We start from the raw sequence: 18,378 nt of genomic DNA on the forward strand, positions 1-18,378 counted from the left end.
ATAGAAGGCCGTCACCATATATGATATGGTGGCGGCTTTTTGTTATACGAAAAGGACTACAGTCCACATTTATATCCGAATGATGGACCATGCCCATCCCTAACCGGTAATTAACCTTCCTCACAGGCTCGTTACATCCCGCTGCCATGACTCTTAACTCCAAGTGCGTAAACTGCCAAACAGCAACTAGAGATAGCACGCAACATGAATCGAGGAAGTCATGACGCAAACCACCACCGTCACCCCGCTGGATCGTCTGGTGAAGGTGCTGCGGTTGGGTGAACCTTCCGCCTACCGCAATCACACGTATATCAACGGCGAAAGCATGTTCTTCCCCACCGGCCGGGTCTACGGCGGTCAGGTCATCGCTCAATCGGTCATTGCAGCATCCAAAACCGTGCCCGCATCCCGCCTGCCGCATTCCATCCACGGTTATTTCATCGCGGCCGGCGACATTCGCCAAGACCTGCTTTTCGATGTGGAAAACTTGCGCGATGGCCGCTCCTTCTCCGCACGCCGTGTGAATGTGACACAGGCTGAGGGGCCGATTCTCACCGCCATCGCATCCTTCCAGGAAACTGGACAAGAAGGCGTGGAATTCGCAGACCCCATGCCAGATAATCTTCCAGACCCCGAAACGCTCACATCCGCTAAGAAACTCATGGAACCATTCGCCGAGAAGTCGCCATTCGCCAATTATTATGCGGAAAAATCACCATTTGATATTCGCCATATCACCCCAACGGTGATGCTGAAAGCTGATAAGAAATCCGCCGAGCATGATTCCGGCAAGCAAATGGTATGGATGCGCGCTGATGGTCACGCCGATGTGCCACAGGTGATGCATCGCGCACTGCTTGCCCTCGGCTGCGATCAACTCATGATGGAACCGGTATTGCGCCGCGCTGGTTTGTCGATTTCCACGCCGGGTATCTCCTACGCTTCCATCGATCACTCAATGTGGTGGTATCGCGACATCGATATCAATGAGTGGCATTTGTATGTGCAGGATACGCCAATCGCCGCGCACGGCCGCGGACTAGGCAATGCCAAAGTGTATTCGCAAAATGGTGAACTGGTGGCTGTGATTGCTCAGGAAGCTATGGTCCGCGTACCACAGGAGTAGGCGGGCAAAAACTCAAGCGCACTATGCTCCAATAGCAAAGGGCGAAGGGCGGGCTAAGCCAGTAATCAGCTTAGCCCGCCCTTGCTGCAGCTTCTATAAAACCACCTATCCCGCTCACATCACTGATTACGGTACGCTGTGGAGACTCCTTGCTTACGCTTGGCCTCGGCAATCTTAGGATTCTCAGGGCCTTCGTTCGGAGGCAATTGGCATAACCATTCACCAATAATGCCGACAATCATGTCTGCGATGCAAATAACGGCAGTCACCGCACATTGAATGATTGCATCATGGTAGAACGGTGCTTCAACATGGCTTATGCTCATCAGAATCTGCCCCACATACCATCCGGCAAGCGTGGAGCCCGCCAAACCCAATGCCTTAGCCAATACCAACGTATTGACGGCAACAGTCGGATTGATAAAGCTATGAGGACGCTTCTTCGGGTCGGTATTCGCATATTTGTGCACTTGCAGCGCAAGCACCAGTACGATTACGCCCAATACGGCAAGTAGGCCTGCAACCACCCAAGGAGTGCCGATCAGCGACAATCCCGTCTGCTCTCCATATGAGGCAAGTCCCATGCCGGCCAACACACCTAATACGGCACCAATCACATACTGCCACCACGGTGTTCGACGTACTTTCACGCCCACGCTCCTTGCTTATGCTGCTTATGATTCTTCAACGCTGCCGAGTCGGACATTACTCGCCCATAATCCAATTATCAGACAGCATTCCCACTTGGCCTGCGTCCGGCGCCATAGCCAGTAAGAACGATACCGGGTCAGAGCCTAGCTTGGCATCAGGGTCCATATCCATCCACGGTGCCAGCACGGAAGCATGCTCCCGAGCAGATGGCCACGGCACACGGCAGTCAGGCGTATTCGATGTAACACCATCCATATCCACCAGATCGATGTCAACAAGACCCTCATGAGCCGCTTCTATGCCGCCGAGCACGGCAATCAAATCAGCAGCCGGCAGCTTGGTCTCAACTTGGATAACCGCGCTCAACGCATCCGGACCATCAAAATGGCTGACATGGTAGAGCGGTGAAATGCCCTGTACTTGATTGCCAGGCACGCTGTCAATGGAAACAATGGCTTCGCGGAACAACTGTTCTGCTTCACGGGACGTGGAATCCAAGGAGATTACTGCTTTACGAGACACCGGTACAGCATCATGATCTGCCTGCGGATGCTGCGCACTGTCTGAACCGCCAGCATGCCCTGCAAGCATCCAATCCTCACTATCCAACTGCACGGCATCACGGTCGGCTGCCGCTGCCAGCAAATCGGAAACCAACCCGCCATGAGCACCTGTAAGCCGAGCCGTGGGATTCAATGCCAGCCAAGGTACCAGCACGAACGCTCGCTGCCAAGCACGAGGATGCGGCAACGACAGATCCGGATCGGCACTGGTGATGCCGTCGAAGTCGATGATGTCAAGATCAAGCGGGCGTGAATCCCAGTGATTCTCACGGTTGCGGCCATGCACACGTTCAATGTTCTGCAACGCATCCAATAGTTCATGGCTGCTCATTGTGGTTTCGAGTTCCACCACTGCATTCAGAAAATCAGGCGTATCGTCCGCCATGCCCCATGCAGCCGTGCGGTACAGCGGCGAAATACCGGCAACCTGAGTGCCCGGCAGGCCATCCATCTCACGGACCGCTGCGCGCAAAGTCGATTCAACATCGCCAATATTGCCGCCCATAGCCACTACTGCATGGTGCACAGCCGGTTGTCCAGTAGATGGTACGGATGGTTGCACAGTGCTAGGAGCGGCCGACTGCAGCATATGTTCCGGAACCACGTCACCTTGCGCATTACGCACGCGGGTGATGGAAACCGCCACATCCGCAAACGGCACGGTGATTGGTGCATGTGGCTTGTGAATGGTGAGATCAACCTTCACAATCGGCTTGATTGCCAGGATACGTTCGGCGATTCGCTGGGCAAGTTTTTCAATCAGGTCGACATGCTCGCCTTCGATAACCGCTACGATATCCTTGGCTACACGCCCGTAATCGACGGTATCGTTCAGCGCATCGGATTGTCCGGCAGCGAACAAGTCAAGGTACAGTGTGGCATCCACAATGAATGGCTGTGCACGCTGATGTTCGAAATCAAGTACGCCGTGGGTACCGTTGGCGCTCACGCCAGTGAGTGTAATTGTGTCCATGATTGATTCCTCATTTGCGGTACGCCGTTGGGCTCAGGGATGTGATGCTGGACCCTCAAGGCCGTTTGGCCAAGCTTACGGTCCAGCATCGTATCCCCGAACCCAACGTCTCCGGTTTACAATGCCCTATAACAATTACCGCGCGCTGTATTGGCGCCAAGTGTTGCCGGCGATGACGGCGGCACGGCTCTTGGTCACATCATGTACGCGCACGGCCCATGCACCATGTTCGGCACTCAAGGCGGACAGTGCTGCGGTCACGTCATCACGCTGGGCCATTGTGGGTTCGTCGATACCGTCTTCGGCGAGCATGGCGGAGATGAAACGTTTGCGGGACTGCCCGATAAGCACTGGGTATCCGGTGGCGCGGAAGGTTTCAAGACCGGCAAGCAACGGTAGATTATGTTCGATGCCCGGCTTGGAGAAGCCCAGGCCCGGGTCGATGATGATGCGTTCGGGCTTCACACCGGCAGCCAGCACGTCATCGACTTGGCGCATCAGTTCGTCGTGCACATCGGTCAGCACGCCATGCTCATAGACTGACGTGTCCTGATCGGGATTGACTCCCTTGGAGCCGGCTAACCAGCCGCGCCAATGCTGCACAATGTACAGGCAGTCGTGATCGGCCACCACATGCGGTAGCTCACGATCCAAAGTGCCGCCGGACACATCGTTGATGATTTGCGCACCTCCTTCCAATGCCGCGCAAGCCACCGAAGCGCGCGTGGTATCGATGGAGAGTACCGCTCCAGCTGGAATCAGTGCACTCACTGCACCGGTGATGCGCTTGAGCTCGTCTTCTTCGGACACACGCTTGGCCCCTGGGCGCGTGGATTCGGCACCAATGTCGATGATGTCGGCTCCAGCGGCCATCATGTCTCGACCATGCTGTGCCGCCTTGGCTGGGTCGAGCCATAAACCACCATCCGAGAAGGAATCCTCGGTGATATTGAGCACGCCCATCACTAGTGTGTGCTGCGCGTCATGCAGCTTGTGCAAATCAGTCATTGTTATTCCCCTTCTATTGATATTTGGTCGCTCCCCACCCGGCTTCGCCGAGAGCCCCTCGTCAGAGGGACCAGAGAATGACTACTTATCCAAAATGAGGCTCATGGCTTCGGCTCGAGTGGCGGGATTGCGCAGCAAGCCACGCACCGCAGAGGTCACCGTGCGGGCGGAGGATTTCTTGATGCCGCGCATCGACATGCACAAGTGCTCGCATTCGGTCACAACAATCACGCCGCGCGCACCGGCGCAATCCACCAGTGCATCGGCGATCTGCTGGGTCAAACGTTCCTGCACTTGCGGGCGGCGAGCATAGACTTCCACCAGTCGGGCCAGCTTGCTTAATCCCATAACGCCATCCTTGGCTGGAATGTAGCCCACATGGGCCACACCGTGGAAGGGCAGCAAATGATGCTCGCACACCGAATACAGTTCAATGTCTTTGACCAGCACCAGCTCATCGGTGTCCACGTCAAAATGCTTCTCCAGCACATCGGCCGGAGATGCATGAAGACCGGCGAACAATTCGCGGCCAGCTCGTGCAATGCGATCCGGAGTCTCCACTAGACCCTCGCGGTCCGGATCCTCGCCAATCGACTTCAGGAACAGGCGAACGGCCTCGCGCACGCCTTCTTCGTCGTAGGTGCCTACTTTCTCCTCAGTCATCTGCTCTCCTCACATGTCTCCAAGTACCAGTTAATTGAGCAAGCCCGTGGTCTGACCATGCCGCAAAGCACAGTCAGACCACGGGCTTCTTTCGCACTAGCGATCACTCTTCAGGCTTGATGCCTGCCGAGCGCTTCAGGCTTTCGGGAATCTCCACCGGAGGCTTATCGGAATCGGGGCGGCGGTCGTTAGACAGCCACACCTCACGTTCCGGAGCCTTCTTAATCGGGGCGAAGATCTCGGCGAGTTCCTTCTCGTTCAGCGTTTCCTTGACCAAGAGCTGGCGAACAAGCTCATCGAGAATCTCTCGATTGTCGTTGATGATGTTCCATGCTTCGGTATGTGCGGTTTCCACCAACTGCAGCACTTCTTCATCAATGATTTCAGCCGTGCGGTTCGAGTAATTGTGCGGAGCCAGGCTGCCCAAATCGCCACTCTGATCCTCGTCATCGGCCCACTTGATGGCACCGAGCTGCTTGGAGAAGCCATACTGCGTCACCATCGTACGAGCGATGTTCGTAGCCTTTTCGATATCATTCGAAGCGCCGGTGGTTGGATCATGGAACACGATTTCCTCAGCGGTACGGCCACCCATCGCGTATGCCATCTGATCAAGCAGCTGGTTGCGAGACTGCGAATATCGATCGGAAGTGGGCATCACGGCGGTGTAACCGAGTGCGCGGCCACGAGGCAAAATCGTCACCTTGGTCACCGGATCGGTATTGTGCAGGGCTGCTGCCACCAGCGCGTGGCCACCCTCATGGTATGCGGTATTACGCAACTCATCGAGTGCCATGCCCTTGGACTTGCGGCGCGGACCGGCCTGCACACGATCGATAGCCTCATCGATAGCACGGTTATCAATAAGCTGGGCACCAGCGCGAGCGCACAGCAAGGCAGCTTCGTTCAGCACGTTGGCCAAATCAGCACCGGTGAAGCCCGGCGTGCGTACGGCCACCATGTGCAAATCGACATCAGGCACGAACGGCTTGCCCTTGGCGTGCACCTTGAGGATTGCCTCGCGGCCTTCCAGATCAGGTGCGGCCACGCCCACCTGACGGTCGAAACGACCCGGGCGTAGCAGTGCCGGATCGAGCACGTCAGGACGGTTGGTCGCTGCGATGATGATCAGGTTGGTGTCGTTATCGAAACCATCCATTTCCACAAGCAGCTGGTTCAGCGTCTGCTCGCGCTCGTCATGGCCACCGCCCATACCGGAGCCACGCTTACGGCCCACGGCATCAATCTCATCAATGAAGATGATGGCCGGAGCGTTCTTCTTGGCTTCATCGAACAGGTCGCGCACACGGGAGGCACCAAGACCAACGAACATCTCAACGAAGTCGGAACCTGCCATAGCGTAGAACGGCACGCCAGCCTCGCCTGCAATGGCTCGGGCCAGCAACGTCTTACCGGTTCCAGGAGGGCCATACAGCAACACGCCACGCGGAATACGTGCGCCCAATGCCTTGTACTTGGACGGATCCTTCAGGAAGTCCTTGATTTCTTCGACTTCGGCGAGTGCTTCATCCTCACCAGCCACATCGGAGAACTTGGTGGTGGGCGTCTGGCCTTCGAGCAGCTTACCGTTGTTCTTCTTGCCACCCATGCCAAGCATGCCGCTTGCACCGCCCATACGGCTCATCAGCCACCAGAACAGTGCGAAGAAGATGATGAACGGCAGGATGGAGGTGACCAGATAGCTGAGCATGCTGGTCTGCTCGATATTGGAGGTCCAGCCCTTCTCCAGGTCACCGTCTTCCACGGCCTTGGCCACCTGTGCACCTTGGGCAAAGGTGTAGTAGAACTGCACGTCCTTACCGTAGTTCGTCACTTTGCCGGTGTCGGGATTCTTCTTGGAGAAGTCATCCTTCAGTTCGAGGCGCACCACCTGCTTGTTGTCGGTGATTTCGGCGTAAGTGGCCTTGCCCTGCTTCAACAGCGCGAAGCCGTCTTTGGTGTCGATGGTCTTCGTGGCACCGTTGGTGAACATGGAGAACATCATCACGGCCATGACCACGAGCACTGCGCCCCACAGCCACGGAGACTGCCAGAACGGGCGGTTTTCGTTGCCGCCGTTCTTGCCGTTTCCGTTGCCGTTATCGCCACGCTTGAACGGATTGGTAAATGGGTTGCCGTTGTTACGGTTGTTATTAGGGTTCGGATTGTTTCCGTTGCCCGGCCCAGGACCCTGGGGGAAGCTCATGCTTGTTCTCCTTGGTATACGGAAGGCTTCAACACCGCGATCGATTCAAGATTGCGGTAATGCTCGTCGTAATCGAGGCCGAAGCCCACAACGAATTCGTCCGGAATCTCATAGCCCGGATACTTCACGTCCACGTCCACTTCTCGGCGAGAAGGCTTGTTGAGCAGTGCGAACACTTCCACCGAAGCCGCACCGCGACGCTTCAGTTCGGCAACCAGCCATGCGAGCGTACGTCCAGAATCGATAATATCTTCCACGATAAGAATGTGCCGGCCGCGAACATCAGCGGACAAATCCTGACGAACTGTCACGGTACCGCTGGATTTTGTGCCGGAGCCGTAGCTGGACAGGCTCATGAAATCAATCTGGACCGGAATGCTCAAGGCTTCAGTGAACGCCACCAATGTGTTCACGGCACCCTTCAGCACTGCGATAACCAGCGGATTCTTATCGCGATAATCATCGCTTACCCGCGCAGCCATCTCCTGAATTTTGGAGTCGATTTGTTCCCTGCTGACCAGCTCGTGGTCAATATCTTCCTTAACGTCAGCGATTCGCATGCGCTCTATCTTGGCACACGCGAATGACGTGTTTCTTGCGGTTCGCTGAATATCCACTGGGAAGACATACAGCTGACTGACCGTGCCAATCTGTAATCAGTCGATCGACAGCCTCAATATGCGCGGCACCGACCGTAATCGCCGCTTCGCTAAACGCATGAGCCAGCACACGTAAACGAATCGAGGCAGGTTCGCCTTCCAGCATGCGTGCATTGATGGCAACCACCATGCTGCCTTCATGTGCATGATCGGCCGTAATGATCACCGCCTTGGCTTGCACCATATCGGCCTGTTGATCGAGATAGGCTTTGTCCATTTGCAAAAAACGCGCATTATTCGCAAGATGGCGCGCCACATCAGCACCGGCAAACCGTTCAATTGCCGGCAGCAGGTCATGCCGAACGCGCGATCGCAGCGGATACTCATTGGGCAGTGGCCCTTCCATCCCCTCGCCATTGGTAGGATCATCCCAATACTCAAGGTTGAGGTCTTGGCAAATACCAGTGGTATCGGCTCGAGAAAGTTCCAGCAGAGGGCGCACGAAACGCACATCATCACGAATAAATAGCGGCGGCATACCGGCCACCATGTCAAGGCCATGACCACGCAACAAACCAATCAGTACTGTTTCAGCCTGATCATCCAAAGTATGCGCCAACAGCACGCAGCCGGCATGCTGCTCATGTGCGGCAATGCATAATTGCTGGTATCGTGCCGCACGGGCTGCGGCTTCCAATCCCTCTCCCTCATCGTGCACATCGGCGGCACGAACCAGTACGGGATCAAGTCCGAGTTTCCGGCAACGTTCAGCCGTCTGTTCGGCAACCTGCCTGGATTCAGACTGCAGTTGATGATCTACAACAACAGCACCGCAGCGCACACCCAACGAGGCACATACTATTTGGCCGACTGCAGCCAGAGCCATAGAATCGCGCCCACCTGAGCATGCAATCAACACCAGCGGAGCATCCGGCAACGGCTGATGCTGACCATGCTGCGCAAACTTAGGCGACTGACGCTCCACACCAATGCGAGCCAGCGATGCTCGCACCGCGCCCACAGCTTTGCGCAGTCGAGGTGAATACACCATGTGATTCCTTATATAGAGTCTTTATCGTTTAACACTCAGCTTATAGATCAGCGAGTTTGGTAATGAACATATTGATGGCCGAACGTGCGGCTTCATAATCAGCGGGATTGTTGACCACTACTGCAAAGGCCAGCGCGCCCCCATTTGTGCGGGAAATATTGCCGGTCATGGAAGTCACTTGTTCCAAGCTTCCGGTTTTCACACGAATCAGACCGGCAACCTTATCATCGGTGTACCGGTCGGCCGCCGTACCGACCAAACCCGTAATGGAAAGGCCTTCCGCGGCGGAAGCTCCGCTGCCTTCACTCAGGTTATGCTGCTGCACTGCGGCCAGCATGCGTACGGTAAGCTGTGAGCCTGGCGATAGGCCAGAGCAATCAGCCATAGTCAAACCGTTCGTGTTGAGTCCCAGCGATTCGAGCTGGGTGCGTACCGCTTTGGCGGCTCCTTGCGGATCATTGGTCGCGTTCGTATCAGCGAGCGCAACAAGACGGCCGAATTCCTCAGCCAGCGTGTTATCGGAATGACGCAATGTGTAGGCGAGTATTTCCGCAAGTGTTGCAGAGCTGACTGAAGCAACCGAGCTCGTGCCGCTGGGAGCCGAAGCTGCCGTGGACTCGCCGGTCACGGTAATGCCATTGGCCTGCATCAATTGCGCGAATTGCTGTGCGGCATCGAGTGCGGTGTGTTGGGAAAGTTCGGGATAGCCGGCCGAATCATCGGGGTCACTCGGGGCAGGCGCGGCATCACTGTATTGGCGTCCGCCATCAATGGCCATAGCGGAAATCGGCGTGTAGTACGTCGTATATTCGCTCAGCACCGAAGTGCCATCGGATAGCCCTTGAGGAATTCGCTGGTCGCCGAAGAGGGTGTCGTCATAATGCAGAGCAACAGTATCGATACCACGTTGGGCAAGAGCTGCAGCGGTGGCCTGCGCCAATGTGGCCAAGCCGGCGCGCCCATTGATATGGTCCGGATCGGATTCGCCAGCGGACAGCAGCATATCGCCGTTGCCCTTCAGCGTTACTACAGTGCCATTGTCATCAGAGGAGATGAAGGTCTGCGTATCGAGCGTTGACGCCATATTGAGTTTGGTGGATGCGGCAAGCGCGGTAAGTGTTTTCATAGTGGACGCCGGTTCGCGAGGAGTATCAGCTTCATGTTCGGCTGCGGTATGCCCCTGCGCGTCTTCGATAATCACCGATACGTCTTGCCCCACGCCTTCGGCGGCCAATAGTTCATTCATCAGGTTCGCAGCTTGGGTGGAATCGATGGATTTGCCGCGATCAAGTTCGGCTACGATGTTGCCACCGGTTTTGGCATGCACTGGAGCCGGAAAACTGGTTTCGGCAACTGGCTGCAACGTAAGCGGACCAGGAATAATATCGGTGATGTCCGCAATGCAGTACCCCACGAATAAGGCAACGGTAATCATGCAGGAGAGCAGCACTGTAAGCCGGCGTCCGGCGCGGATTCGCCTGAATGACGGGTACTGGCGCTTGCCGGACTTCGCCTTGGAAACCATGAAGATGTTCTCCCCTAATGACGGTTGCTAGTGCTGCAATGATGCGAATGAGTCGAGTGTGCTGACAATCGAGAGCATTCGCGCATCCAACAGCTTACCGCCCAGCCATGTCCCCAGTATCAGCATGCCGATGCCGTTGATAATGGCAATGGGAATCAGCAGCCAAAACATTGTGCTGATACTGCCGATAATGGCCAATATTGAAGCCACTATGCCGGTGGGCAATAGCAGCACGAATGTGCCGAATAGATAGACGAACGGGAAGAATCCTTGTGCTACGGCGCGGCCTTGCGGCGATGAGAACGGCTTGTCCATAGACGGCACCGGATACAGCAGTACGGTGGATGTGACTTCCGCAAGACCAATGCCGCACAAGGCTACGGCAATGCCCAAGGCCCAGAACAGCAATGCAAACATGAGGCTCATCGGATGGCGCCAGTCCCCGGTAATAATCATCAGAACCACACCCAGCACCACAAGATAGGTCAATGCGATGCCTACATAAATGCGCACACGGCCGATTCTGTCGTGCAGACCGTCAACACCGGCGATGACTTCCATCGCAAATCCGCGCCCATCGTAGGCGAGCCCGTTACTTTCGGCGATGGCCAGCAGCCATCCTGCAGTAATCAGCGACGACCAAATGGCCATGCTTTCTCCGCGCGCCTGCATGAAGAAAATCGCGACGAACAATACAGGCATAATGAACAACATCGCCTGACGTGGATCGCGCTTGAGATAGGTAATCAGACGGGCGGATACCGCGCCGGAGATCGAATCCGGCATGCGTTTGAAAGCCCCCAGCCCGGCAATGGTCACGGTGCGTGCCGCGGCACCAGTGATTTTACGTTCATGGCGTAAGCACCATGTGCACAATGCAAAGCAGAACACCCATGTCACTGCGAGTACCGCAATATGCCCGATCAGTGCTGCTGCATCGCCTATCGCCACGTCGAACGGCAGCTGGAATGATGCGCCGAATGGCGTCCAAGATACTGCAGTGGCGAACATGGCAAGTCCAGCGCCACGTTCCTCTGGAGTGGCTGTATGCAAAGCATCGGAGCTCATCACAAGGCTCGGCAATTCGCACAGTACGATGAATCCCAGCAGCGTAACCATATAGAACAATGCTTTGCCGCGTTTGGAGGTGACCAGCGTGGTGCACAATGCAATCAGCAGTTTTGACAGACTGACAATAGTGAGCACGGAGAATATGGCTGATATCAGCGATATGGCAACAGTTGGCGCACCCATATTCCGATAGGAAAGCGTCCACAGCGCGAATGTGAGCATGCCGGTGATGGCTGGCAAGCCTGACATACCTGAGAGCAGAAGACCGAATTGCAGCGTGCGATCGGGAATGCCGTAAAGCGCGAATTTCCTAGGGCTCATTGTGGAACCATCACCGAAAAGCATGAGTTGAATGAACACCACAGTAAATATGATGAGCGCACCCAACGCGATGGTCATACTTCTGAGAAAAGCGAATGGCCCATAATCCGCCAACATCGCATCTTGAGGCCCAGCATGGTCCAAGCCGCCGATGAACCATGCGGCCATTGCCGTGCCCACCACGGTAATTACGGCGGCGATCAGCGCAAATATGTAGGCGACGGTCTGCCAAACGGATTTGCGCAATGTGGCCCAAGTCAGCGCCCATCGCATACGCACTATGGTTAATGCGGTGTTCATGCGCTTGCCTTTCCGCCATCCAGCCAAGACAAATGTGCCGCTTCATGGCGGCCGCCCACCAGCTGCAGGAACCGTTCTTCCAAATCCTCTCCGGCAGCCACTTGATCTACCGTGCCTGCAGCACAAACCTGACCGTCGTTAATCACCGCCACATGCGTGCACATTTTCTCAACCAAGGCCATAACATGCGAGGAGATAATCACCGTGCCACCGGTTCGGGCATATTCGATAAGAATATCTTTGAGATTTGCACTGGAGACCGGATCCACGGATTCGAACGGCTCGTCCAACACCAGAATGCGCGGCGAATGAATCATGGCCGAAGCCAAGCATATTTTCTTGGTCATACCGGCCGAATAATCGGTCACCATAGTGCTGGCCGCGGCGGTGAGGTCGAATGCAGACAGCAGGTCACGTGCTCTCGCCGTGGCTTCAGCGCGTTTCATGCCGCGCAACATGCCGGCGTATACGAGTAATTGCAGTCCGGTGAGACGATCAAAAATCTGATCGGGTTGCGGCATCACGCCGATGGAACGCTTGGCGGCATTGACGTTCTGCCATACGTTAGCTCCAAGAATCAAGGCCAGACCGGCATCTGGGGTGAGCAGGCCGGTGACCATGTTCAACGTAGTGGTCTTACCAGCACCGTTAGGCCCCACCAGACCATAAAACGAGCCCACGGGAATGTCCAAGGAAAGCCCGTTAACCGCGATCTTATTGCCGAAACGCTTGAATAAACCTCGAATGGACACGGCGGCCGCAGGGTTCGGCGGCACTTGCTGTGCAAACATTGGCTGAGGCGTCGGCACCGGCTGCGCTACCGGCATGAAAGACGAAGAAAAATTGACATTTCCTTGAGAATTGTCTGTGCTCATAGTCTTACTCTAGCCTACGAGCACAGCGAAACCCGGCAACGCCCCTCCGGTGCAGCGATTTCGGACTCACCTACGGCAATGCGGAGATCCACCTTCGTTCGGATATCACCTCAGCCTTATGCGTAATGGGCTTCCACTGCGCTTTGGCGAAGATGGCCTGGAAGGAAATCGGCACATAGCTCAGCATGTAGATCGGGAAGCTCAGCACGTAGGCGAGCAACTCCTTGTTCGAAGCACCGATCTGGTCACGCTCAACGATGATGGTCAGAGCAGCAAGAGCCATCAGGCCCAGCACCGAAGTGACGATGCCGTTGGACCAGCCAACCAACGACTGCCATTGGCTCGACCAGCTCACGAAGCCGAATGCCGCGAACAGCACGCCCATAATGATGCGAGCCACACCGAGCACGGTGAACGGGCAGAGCATCAGCGTGAAATCAATGCAGGAGAAGTCACGTTCACGCACCGCGCGCTTGAGCAATGCCGGTCCATAGTAGCGGAAGACCTGCAGGAAGCCCTTGCTCCAACGCAGTCGCTGACGCCAGCTTTGCGCGAATGTAACCGGCTGCTCATCGTAGAGGATTGCGTTGCCGCAGTATCCAATGCGATCGCCGTGCAGAATCGAATCCATCGTGAATTCAAGATCCTCGGTCAACAGGTGGAATTTCCAACCACTGTTGCGTTTCATCACATCGCGGGAGAACATGAAGCCCGTACCGCCAACATGGCAGGAGGAGCCAAGAATCATACGGGAATTGGAAAGGAATCGTGATTCTCGAATGAACCAGAGCGCCGAACCGGAAGACACCCAGTTATCGGCCAGATTCACTGAATTACGGTAGCTGGTCAGAATCTTGAAGCCGGCGCAGAAGCCCTTATTCATTTCCTCGAAGTAATGCTTGTCGAGTTTATTGTCGGCATCGAAGACAAAGTAGGCGTCGTAATTGTCCGCCACACCAGTGTCGAGCATATGACCAAGCAGGTAGGTTAATGCATAACCTTTGCCGACCTGCTCCATATTGTGCCGTTCAAGCACATGGCAACCGCGAGCGCGCACCACTTCGGCGGTGTTGTCCGTGCAGTTATCCGCCACGAGCCAAATGTCAATCAGCTCGGAAGGATAGGTTTGCGCGCGAATTGAATCGATGAGGTTGCCGATGACGTTCTCCTCGTTTCGGGCGGAGATCAGCACGGCATAATGGTTGGTCATCGGTGCTTCCGGGAATCGGACAGGCTTGGCGAATAGGGACATCACAATGCATACGCCCTGGTACACCATGCCAGCGCCGCCCACGATGAACAGCAGCACATCAAGTGCGGTAAGCAATGTCATTAACGCCACCCCGCTCTCGGATTGCTGTTAGCGGATGATTGTTTGTGTTCTGATGCGTTCACATCAGCTCCGTTCGTGTGTGTTGTAGCTTCAGCGGATTCTTCAGTACCGTGCAAAACCGACTTGGAGTTGCCGGAATCTACCTTGGACAGCACATGCTTCGGAATTGCCACTGTGGCTGATTCTTCATCGTCCGGCAGCAATGGGCCACCCTGCTCGAGCGCATAGATTTCATGCTGTAGTTTGCGCAGCTCGTCATCCATTGGTACCTTCTTGGTGGACCCCTTGGCGGCACGCGGCACATGCTCGCCAATCGGATGCAGCACATGCTCGCCGAACGCCTCGGAAGCTTCCACAATCTTGGATTTCTTTTCAGGCACAGGGTCGTACATCAACGGCGAATCAACCAGCTCGTACCGTCTGGTGTATGCGCGGAAAATCACCTGGATCGAAGCGGTGACCGGCAAAGCGAGGAAGGCACCAAGCGCGCCGAACAGCGAGCCGAAGGCCAGCACAGCGAGGAAGGCCAGTGCAGCGTTGATATCCATCGTGCGCTGGGAAATCCTCGGGGAAAGAATCAGATTCTCAATCTGCTGATAAATAATGATGAACACCAGTACGGCGACCGCATACGTCCATCCACGGTTGCCCCATGCAAACAGCACCGGCAGAGCACCGCCGATATAGGTACCGACGGTAGGAATGAACTGGGAAACCACACCGCAGAACAGAGCCAGCGGCAGCCAATACGGCACCTGCAATACTTCGAGGAAGATGGCCGTGCAGGCCGCATTAATCAGCGCCAGAATCGAGCGGGAGAACAGGAAGGATGAAATCTGATCCTGAGCCACCGTCCACACCAAAAGGAATCGACGTTGCGTGTTAGGCGCAAGCCAACGGCAGAAGGACCGGCGCAATTTCGGGCCGGCGGCGGAAATGTAGTAGGTGGTCATGATCACGGTCATAAGGTTCAGCAGGAAGCCCAGCAGGCCACTTACCGTGCTCATGGCTGTACCCGCGAAATCAGTAACCCAGGAAGTCTGAATATTATTGAGGATTTCCGAGCCCAGACTGTTGATTTCCGGTAGCTCGAATGTACTGTACTGCCCGATGAAGTCGCGAATCTGCTCATACATGGCGGGCAGACCGCTGATCATGGCGATGACCTGGGAAACGAACATGTTGCCGAACAAGGTGAGCAGCACGCAAATCACAACTGCAAGTCCCACCATGCCTGTCGCGGAAGCCACTCCGCGCTTCCAACCATGCCTCACCAGCGCCACTACCAGTGGTTCGATCGCCAAGGCGATGAACAGGGAGATGATGATGTCAAGTATCAGATAGGAGATACTGCCCCAAGAGCGCCAGCAGAAACTAAATACCACAATGGCGATGGCCACATACAGCAACGCGCGGCCGAACCATTCCGGGGGCCTGCGCGGATCGCCGTGGGCGGGGAACAGAGAGCCCAAATCGATACGATTTTCATCTCCAGCAGGTGTGCCAGATTGCGAATTGGCGGCACTGGTGGTGTTACCAGCGCCTGATTCATAAGTATTGCGCGCGCTTTCGCTCATGGCTCTCCATTGTAGCGTCAGGCTCGATGTTGGCGAGAAGCGCTGTAAATGAACGCATTCAGCACGGAAGCGCTGTGTTGATTAGCGCCTGAGTACACCCGCTTTTCTATCCTTGGAACCATGCTTACCGTTTCGATCATCATCCCAGCGTGGAACGAATCCGAACGTATTCGCGATTGTCTGCTGAATGCCACCAGACAGACCGTGATGCCGCATGAGGTGCTTGTGGTAGATAATCGTTCCACAGACAATACCTGCGAGATTGTGGAACAGTTCATCGCCGAACATCCCGAAGCACCGGTCAAGCTGCTTCATCAGGATGATGAACAGGGATTGATTCCGACCCGTAATTACGGCTTGAATCATGCCACTGGCGATGTGTTGGGCCGTTTTGACGCCGATTGCATGATTCGCCCGGATTGGGTGGAAGTGGTCAGCGGTATTTTCACCGAGGATTCCGAGGCGATGGGCGCCACAGGTCCGGTGATGTATTACGACATGCCGTCGCGTCATTTCGGTTTGCGCGGAGATAATTCACTGCGTAAGCGCATCTACCGTGCGGATGGTGGCCAACCGCTGCTGTTCGGCTCCAATATGGCGTTGCGCGCCACCGCTTGGCGGCAGATCGCCGATGAGGTGTGCCGCGATAAGGCCGATATGATGCACGAGGATATCGATATCTCGCTGCATCTGATGGGCAAGGATTTGAAAACCGTGTACTCGCCGCGCATGATTGCCGCGATGAGCGCCCGACGCATGGACACGTCGCTGAGTTCGTTCTTGACCTACATGCGTCGATTTAAGAACACGTTTAATGCGCATCCGCAACATTGGCGCAAGCACAAGCCGGAGATTCTGTTCACCGCCATGTACCCGGCAATGCATCTGTTCTACCCGGTATGGCAGAAGGTGTTGAATACCGCGGACATCAACCCGGCCGAGGCCGCTTGGATCAATGAACAGATGGAGCTTGCCGAGGCTCAAGGCAAGAAGCTCTATGCCGAAACACCCACGGATGAGGAGTGGGACGCAAAACACGAGTAGCGTCTTTTGTCTCCGGCGATGGAGGCGTCCCATTCAAAGGCTCGCGTGATTACACGGGTGCCCTTGCCTCCCTCTGACGAGGGAGGTGTCATGCTGCGCGATGACGGAGGGAGAGACAACCGGGATGTTATACCCGATCATCTCTCCCCCACCCGGCTTCGCCGGGAGCCCCCTCATCAGAGGGGGCCTATGCGCTGATCACATCAGCGACTTGTAGATGGCGAGGATGTCCTCTTCAGTGGCCTTGCGCGGGTTGCCCGGCGTGCACACGTCGTTGAAGGCATCGTGGGCCAGCGGAGCAAGATCAGCTTCGGTGGCGCCAACTTCGGAGATGGTGGTCGGATTCTTCAGGTCCACGGTCAGCTTGTGGACGGCCTGCACGGCCTCTTCGCGAACCTTCTCAAGGTCGCCGGTGTACGCGTCCTCAACGCCGAAGGCGTCGGCGATGTCACGGTACTTCTCACCAGTGAAGTCCTTGTTGTATTCCATGACCGGGGCCAGCAGGATGCCGTTGGCAACACCGTGGGCCACGCCGAGGCGGCCGCCCAGCGGGTGGGCCATGCCGTGCACCAGGCCGAGGCCGACGTTGGAGTAGGCCATACCAGTGATGTAGGAGGCGTATGCCATCTGCTCGCCGGCCGGAATGTCGCCGTCAGCGGACTTGGCGAGGTTCTTGGCGATCATGCGAATGGTCTGCATGGACAGGCAGTCGGACAGGCTCCAAGCACCCGGGGTGATGTAGCCCTCGATGGCGTGGGTCAGGGCGTCCAGACCGGTGGCGACCTTCAGTCCGCGCGGCATGGAGTCGGTCAGGTCAGGATCGACGAAAGCGACAATCGGGATGTCGTGCGGGTCGACGGCCACGAACTTGCGCTTGTTGGCAGTATCAGTGATCACGTAGTTGATGGTGGTCTCGGATGCGGTGCCAGCGGTGGTCGGCACGCCGAAGATCGGGACGGACGGGTTCTTGGTGTCGGCAACGCCCTCGAGGGAGAGCACGTCAGAGAACTCCGGGTTGGCAGTGATGATGCCGATGCCCTTGCAGGTATCCTGCGGGGAGCCACCGCCCAGACCAATCAGGAAGTCGGCACCGGAAGCGGCGAACTTCTCAACGCCATCCTTGATGCACTCGACCGGCGGATTCGGCTTGACGTTGGAGAAGACCTCATATGGCAGGCCTGCCTCATCCAGAACCTTGGTCACCTTCTCAGCGGTGCCGGTTTCCAGCAGAACCGGATCAGTAACAATAAACGCCTTGGTGAAGCCATGCTGCTTAGCGACAGCGGGGATTTCCTTGATGGCGCCGCGACCGAAATATGCAGTCTGGTTGAAAATCATGCGATAGACCATAGGTGCTCTCCTTTTTGAGCTCGTACCTGTTTGGAAGCCATTCGTTCATTGAATGACCTAACGGTTCCTCAGTCTAGCGCCGTCTGTGAGCGTTAACCTGAAAACACGCTGAGAACGTTCTTTACAATCAGACATTTCTCTG

The 18,378-nt window shown here is 56.0% G+C and carries 15 protein-coding genes; 2 read left to right on the forward strand and 13 right to left on the reverse strand.

What is annotated here, in order from left to right; genetic code table 11:
* Nucleotides 1-220: 220 nt before the first annotated feature.
* Nucleotides 221-1,126, forward strand: a complete 906-nt coding sequence (locus BISA_RS11075; protein ID WP_033892004.1) for an acyl-CoA thioesterase — start codon at nt 221-223, stop codon at nt 1,124-1,126.
* A 119-nt stretch (nt 1,127-1,245) separates the two neighbouring features.
* Here the strand turns inward: BISA_RS11075 and BISA_RS11080 are convergent, their stop codons facing one another.
* From BISA_RS11080 to BISA_RS11135, 12 genes are all read right to left on the reverse strand, one after another.
* Nucleotides 1,246-1,776, reverse strand: coding sequence for a DUF3180 domain-containing protein (locus tag BISA_RS11080; RefSeq protein WP_033892005.1), 531 nt, complete (start codon nt 1,774-1,776; stop codon nt 1,246-1,248).
* A gap of 55 nt (nt 1,777-1,831) precedes the next feature.
* Nucleotides 1,832-3,313, reverse strand: a complete 1,482-nt coding sequence (gene folK / locus BISA_RS11085; RefSeq protein ID WP_033892006.1) for a 2-amino-4-hydroxy-6-hydroxymethyldihydropteridine diphosphokinase — start codon at nt 3,311-3,313, stop codon at nt 1,832-1,834.
* 135 nt (nt 3,314-3,448) lie between these two features.
* Nucleotides 3,449-4,321 carry a dihydropteroate synthase gene (gene folP, locus BISA_RS11090; protein ID WP_033892007.1) on the reverse strand — a complete coding sequence of 291 codons (873 nt, stop codon included), beginning with the start codon at nt 4,319-4,321 and terminating at the stop codon, nt 3,449-3,451.
* Nucleotides 4,322-4,402: 81 nt separating this feature from the next.
* Nucleotides 4,403-4,984, reverse strand: coding sequence for a GTP cyclohydrolase I FolE (folE, locus tag BISA_RS11095; protein WP_033892008.1), 582 nt, complete (start codon nt 4,982-4,984; stop codon nt 4,403-4,405).
* 103 nt (nt 4,985-5,087) lie between these two features.
* Complete coding sequence (gene ftsH, locus BISA_RS11100) at nt 5,088-7,190, reverse strand: ATP-dependent zinc metalloprotease FtsH (protein WP_033892010.1); 2,103 nt, start codon at nt 7,188-7,190, stop codon at nt 5,088-5,090.
* Complete coding sequence (gene hpt / locus BISA_RS11105) at nt 7,187-7,750, reverse strand: hypoxanthine phosphoribosyltransferase (protein ID WP_033892011.1); 564 nt, start codon at nt 7,748-7,750, stop codon at nt 7,187-7,189. Before hpt ends, ftsH begins: the two co-directional genes overlap by 4 nt.
* Nucleotides 7,737-8,840, reverse strand: coding sequence for a tRNA lysidine(34) synthetase TilS (gene tilS / locus BISA_RS11110; RefSeq protein ID WP_033892012.1), 1,104 nt, complete (start codon nt 8,838-8,840; stop codon nt 7,737-7,739). The genes hpt and tilS overlap by 14 nt, the downstream gene beginning before the upstream one ends.
* Nucleotides 8,841-8,880: 40 nt before the next feature.
* Nucleotides 8,881-10,365 carry a D-alanyl-D-alanine carboxypeptidase/D-alanyl-D-alanine-endopeptidase gene (locus BISA_RS11115; protein ID WP_033892014.1) on the reverse strand — a complete coding sequence of 495 codons (1,485 nt, stop codon included), beginning with the start codon at nt 10,363-10,365 and terminating at the stop codon, nt 8,881-8,883.
* 27 nt (nt 10,366-10,392) lie between these two features.
* Nucleotides 10,393-12,057, reverse strand: coding sequence for a hypothetical protein (locus tag BISA_RS11120; protein WP_033892015.1), 1,665 nt, complete (start codon nt 12,055-12,057; stop codon nt 10,393-10,395).
* Nucleotides 12,054-12,932, reverse strand: coding sequence for an ABC transporter ATP-binding protein (locus tag BISA_RS11125; protein WP_081890126.1), 879 nt, complete (start codon nt 12,930-12,932; stop codon nt 12,054-12,056). Before BISA_RS11125 ends, BISA_RS11120 begins: the two co-directional genes overlap by 4 nt.
* Before the next feature lie 70 nt (nt 12,933-13,002).
* Entirely contained in the window at nt 13,003-14,265 is a 1,263-nt protein-coding gene (locus BISA_RS11130) for a glycosyltransferase family 2 protein (RefSeq protein WP_051917556.1), read from the reverse strand.
* Nucleotides 14,265-15,842, reverse strand: coding sequence for an AI-2E family transporter (locus tag BISA_RS11135; protein ID WP_033892017.1), 1,578 nt, complete (start codon nt 15,840-15,842; stop codon nt 14,265-14,267). Before BISA_RS11135 ends, BISA_RS11130 begins: the two co-directional genes overlap by 1 nt.
* A 120-nt stretch (nt 15,843-15,962) precedes the next feature.
* Between BISA_RS11135 and BISA_RS11140 the strand changes: the two genes are divergently transcribed.
* Nucleotides 15,963-16,886 carry a glycosyltransferase family 2 protein gene (locus tag BISA_RS11140; RefSeq protein WP_033892019.1) on the forward strand — a complete coding sequence of 308 codons (924 nt, stop codon included), beginning with the start codon at nt 15,963-15,965 and terminating at the stop codon, nt 16,884-16,886.
* A gap of 198 nt (nt 16,887-17,084) precedes the next feature.
* On the opposite strand, the gene fucO is transcribed toward BISA_RS11140, so the two are convergent.
* Nucleotides 17,085-18,236 carry a lactaldehyde reductase gene (gene fucO, locus BISA_RS11145; RefSeq protein ID WP_033892020.1) on the reverse strand — a complete coding sequence of 384 codons (1,152 nt, stop codon included), beginning with the start codon at nt 18,234-18,236 and terminating at the stop codon, nt 17,085-17,087.
* Nucleotides 18,237-18,378 lie beyond the last annotated feature (142 nt).

This window comes from Bifidobacterium saguini DSM 23967 (genome assembly GCF_000741715.1).
Lineage (GTDB): Bacteria > Actinomycetota > Actinomycetes > Actinomycetales > Bifidobacteriaceae > Bifidobacterium > Bifidobacterium saguini.

Excerpts from the sequence above, each read along its gene's own strand:
- BISA_RS11115 (WP_033892014.1), bottom strand. The coding sequence starts at position 10,365 with ATGGTTTCCAAGGCGAAGTCCGGCAAGCGCCAGTACCCGTCATTCAGG.
- tilS (WP_033892012.1), bottom strand. The coding sequence starts at position 8,840 with ATGGTGTATTCACCTCGACTGCGCAAAGCTGTGGGCGCGGTGCGAGCA.
- BISA_RS11130 (WP_051917556.1), bottom strand. The coding sequence starts at position 14,265 with ATGACATTGCTTACCGCACTTGATGTGCTGCTGTTCATCGTGGGCGGC.
- BISA_RS11125 (WP_081890126.1), bottom strand. The coding sequence starts at position 12,932 with ATGAGCACAGACAATTCTCAAGGAAATGTCAATTTTTCTTCGTCTTTC.
- BISA_RS11140 (WP_033892019.1), top strand. The coding sequence starts at position 15,963 with ATGCTTACCGTTTCGATCATCATCCCAGCGTGGAACGAATCCGAACGT.
- BISA_RS11120 (WP_033892015.1), bottom strand. The coding sequence starts at position 12,057 with ATGAACACCGCATTAACCATAGTGCGTATGCGATGGGCGCTGACTTGG.
- ftsH (WP_033892010.1), bottom strand. The coding sequence starts at position 7,190 with ATGAGCTTCCCCCAGGGTCCTGGGCCGGGCAACGGAAACAATCCGAAC.
- BISA_RS11135 (WP_033892017.1), bottom strand. The coding sequence starts at position 15,842 with ATGAGCGAAAGCGCGCGCAATACTTATGAATCAGGCGCTGGTAACACC.
- folP (WP_033892007.1), bottom strand. The coding sequence starts at position 4,321 with ATGACTGATTTGCACAAGCTGCATGACGCGCAGCACACACTAGTGATG.
- folE (WP_033892008.1), bottom strand. The coding sequence starts at position 4,984 with ATGACTGAGGAGAAAGTAGGCACCTACGACGAAGAAGGCGTGCGCGAG.
- fucO (WP_033892020.1), bottom strand. The coding sequence starts at position 18,236 with ATGGTCTATCGCATGATTTTCAACCAGACTGCATATTTCGGTCGCGGC.
- hpt (WP_033892011.1), bottom strand. The coding sequence starts at position 7,750 with ATGCGAATCGCTGACGTTAAGGAAGATATTGACCACGAGCTGGTCAGC.
- folK (WP_033892006.1), bottom strand. The coding sequence starts at position 3,313 with ATGGACACAATTACACTCACTGGCGTGAGCGCCAACGGTACCCACGGC.
- BISA_RS11075 (WP_033892004.1), top strand. The coding sequence starts at position 221 with ATGACGCAAACCACCACCGTCACCCCGCTGGATCGTCTGGTGAAGGTG.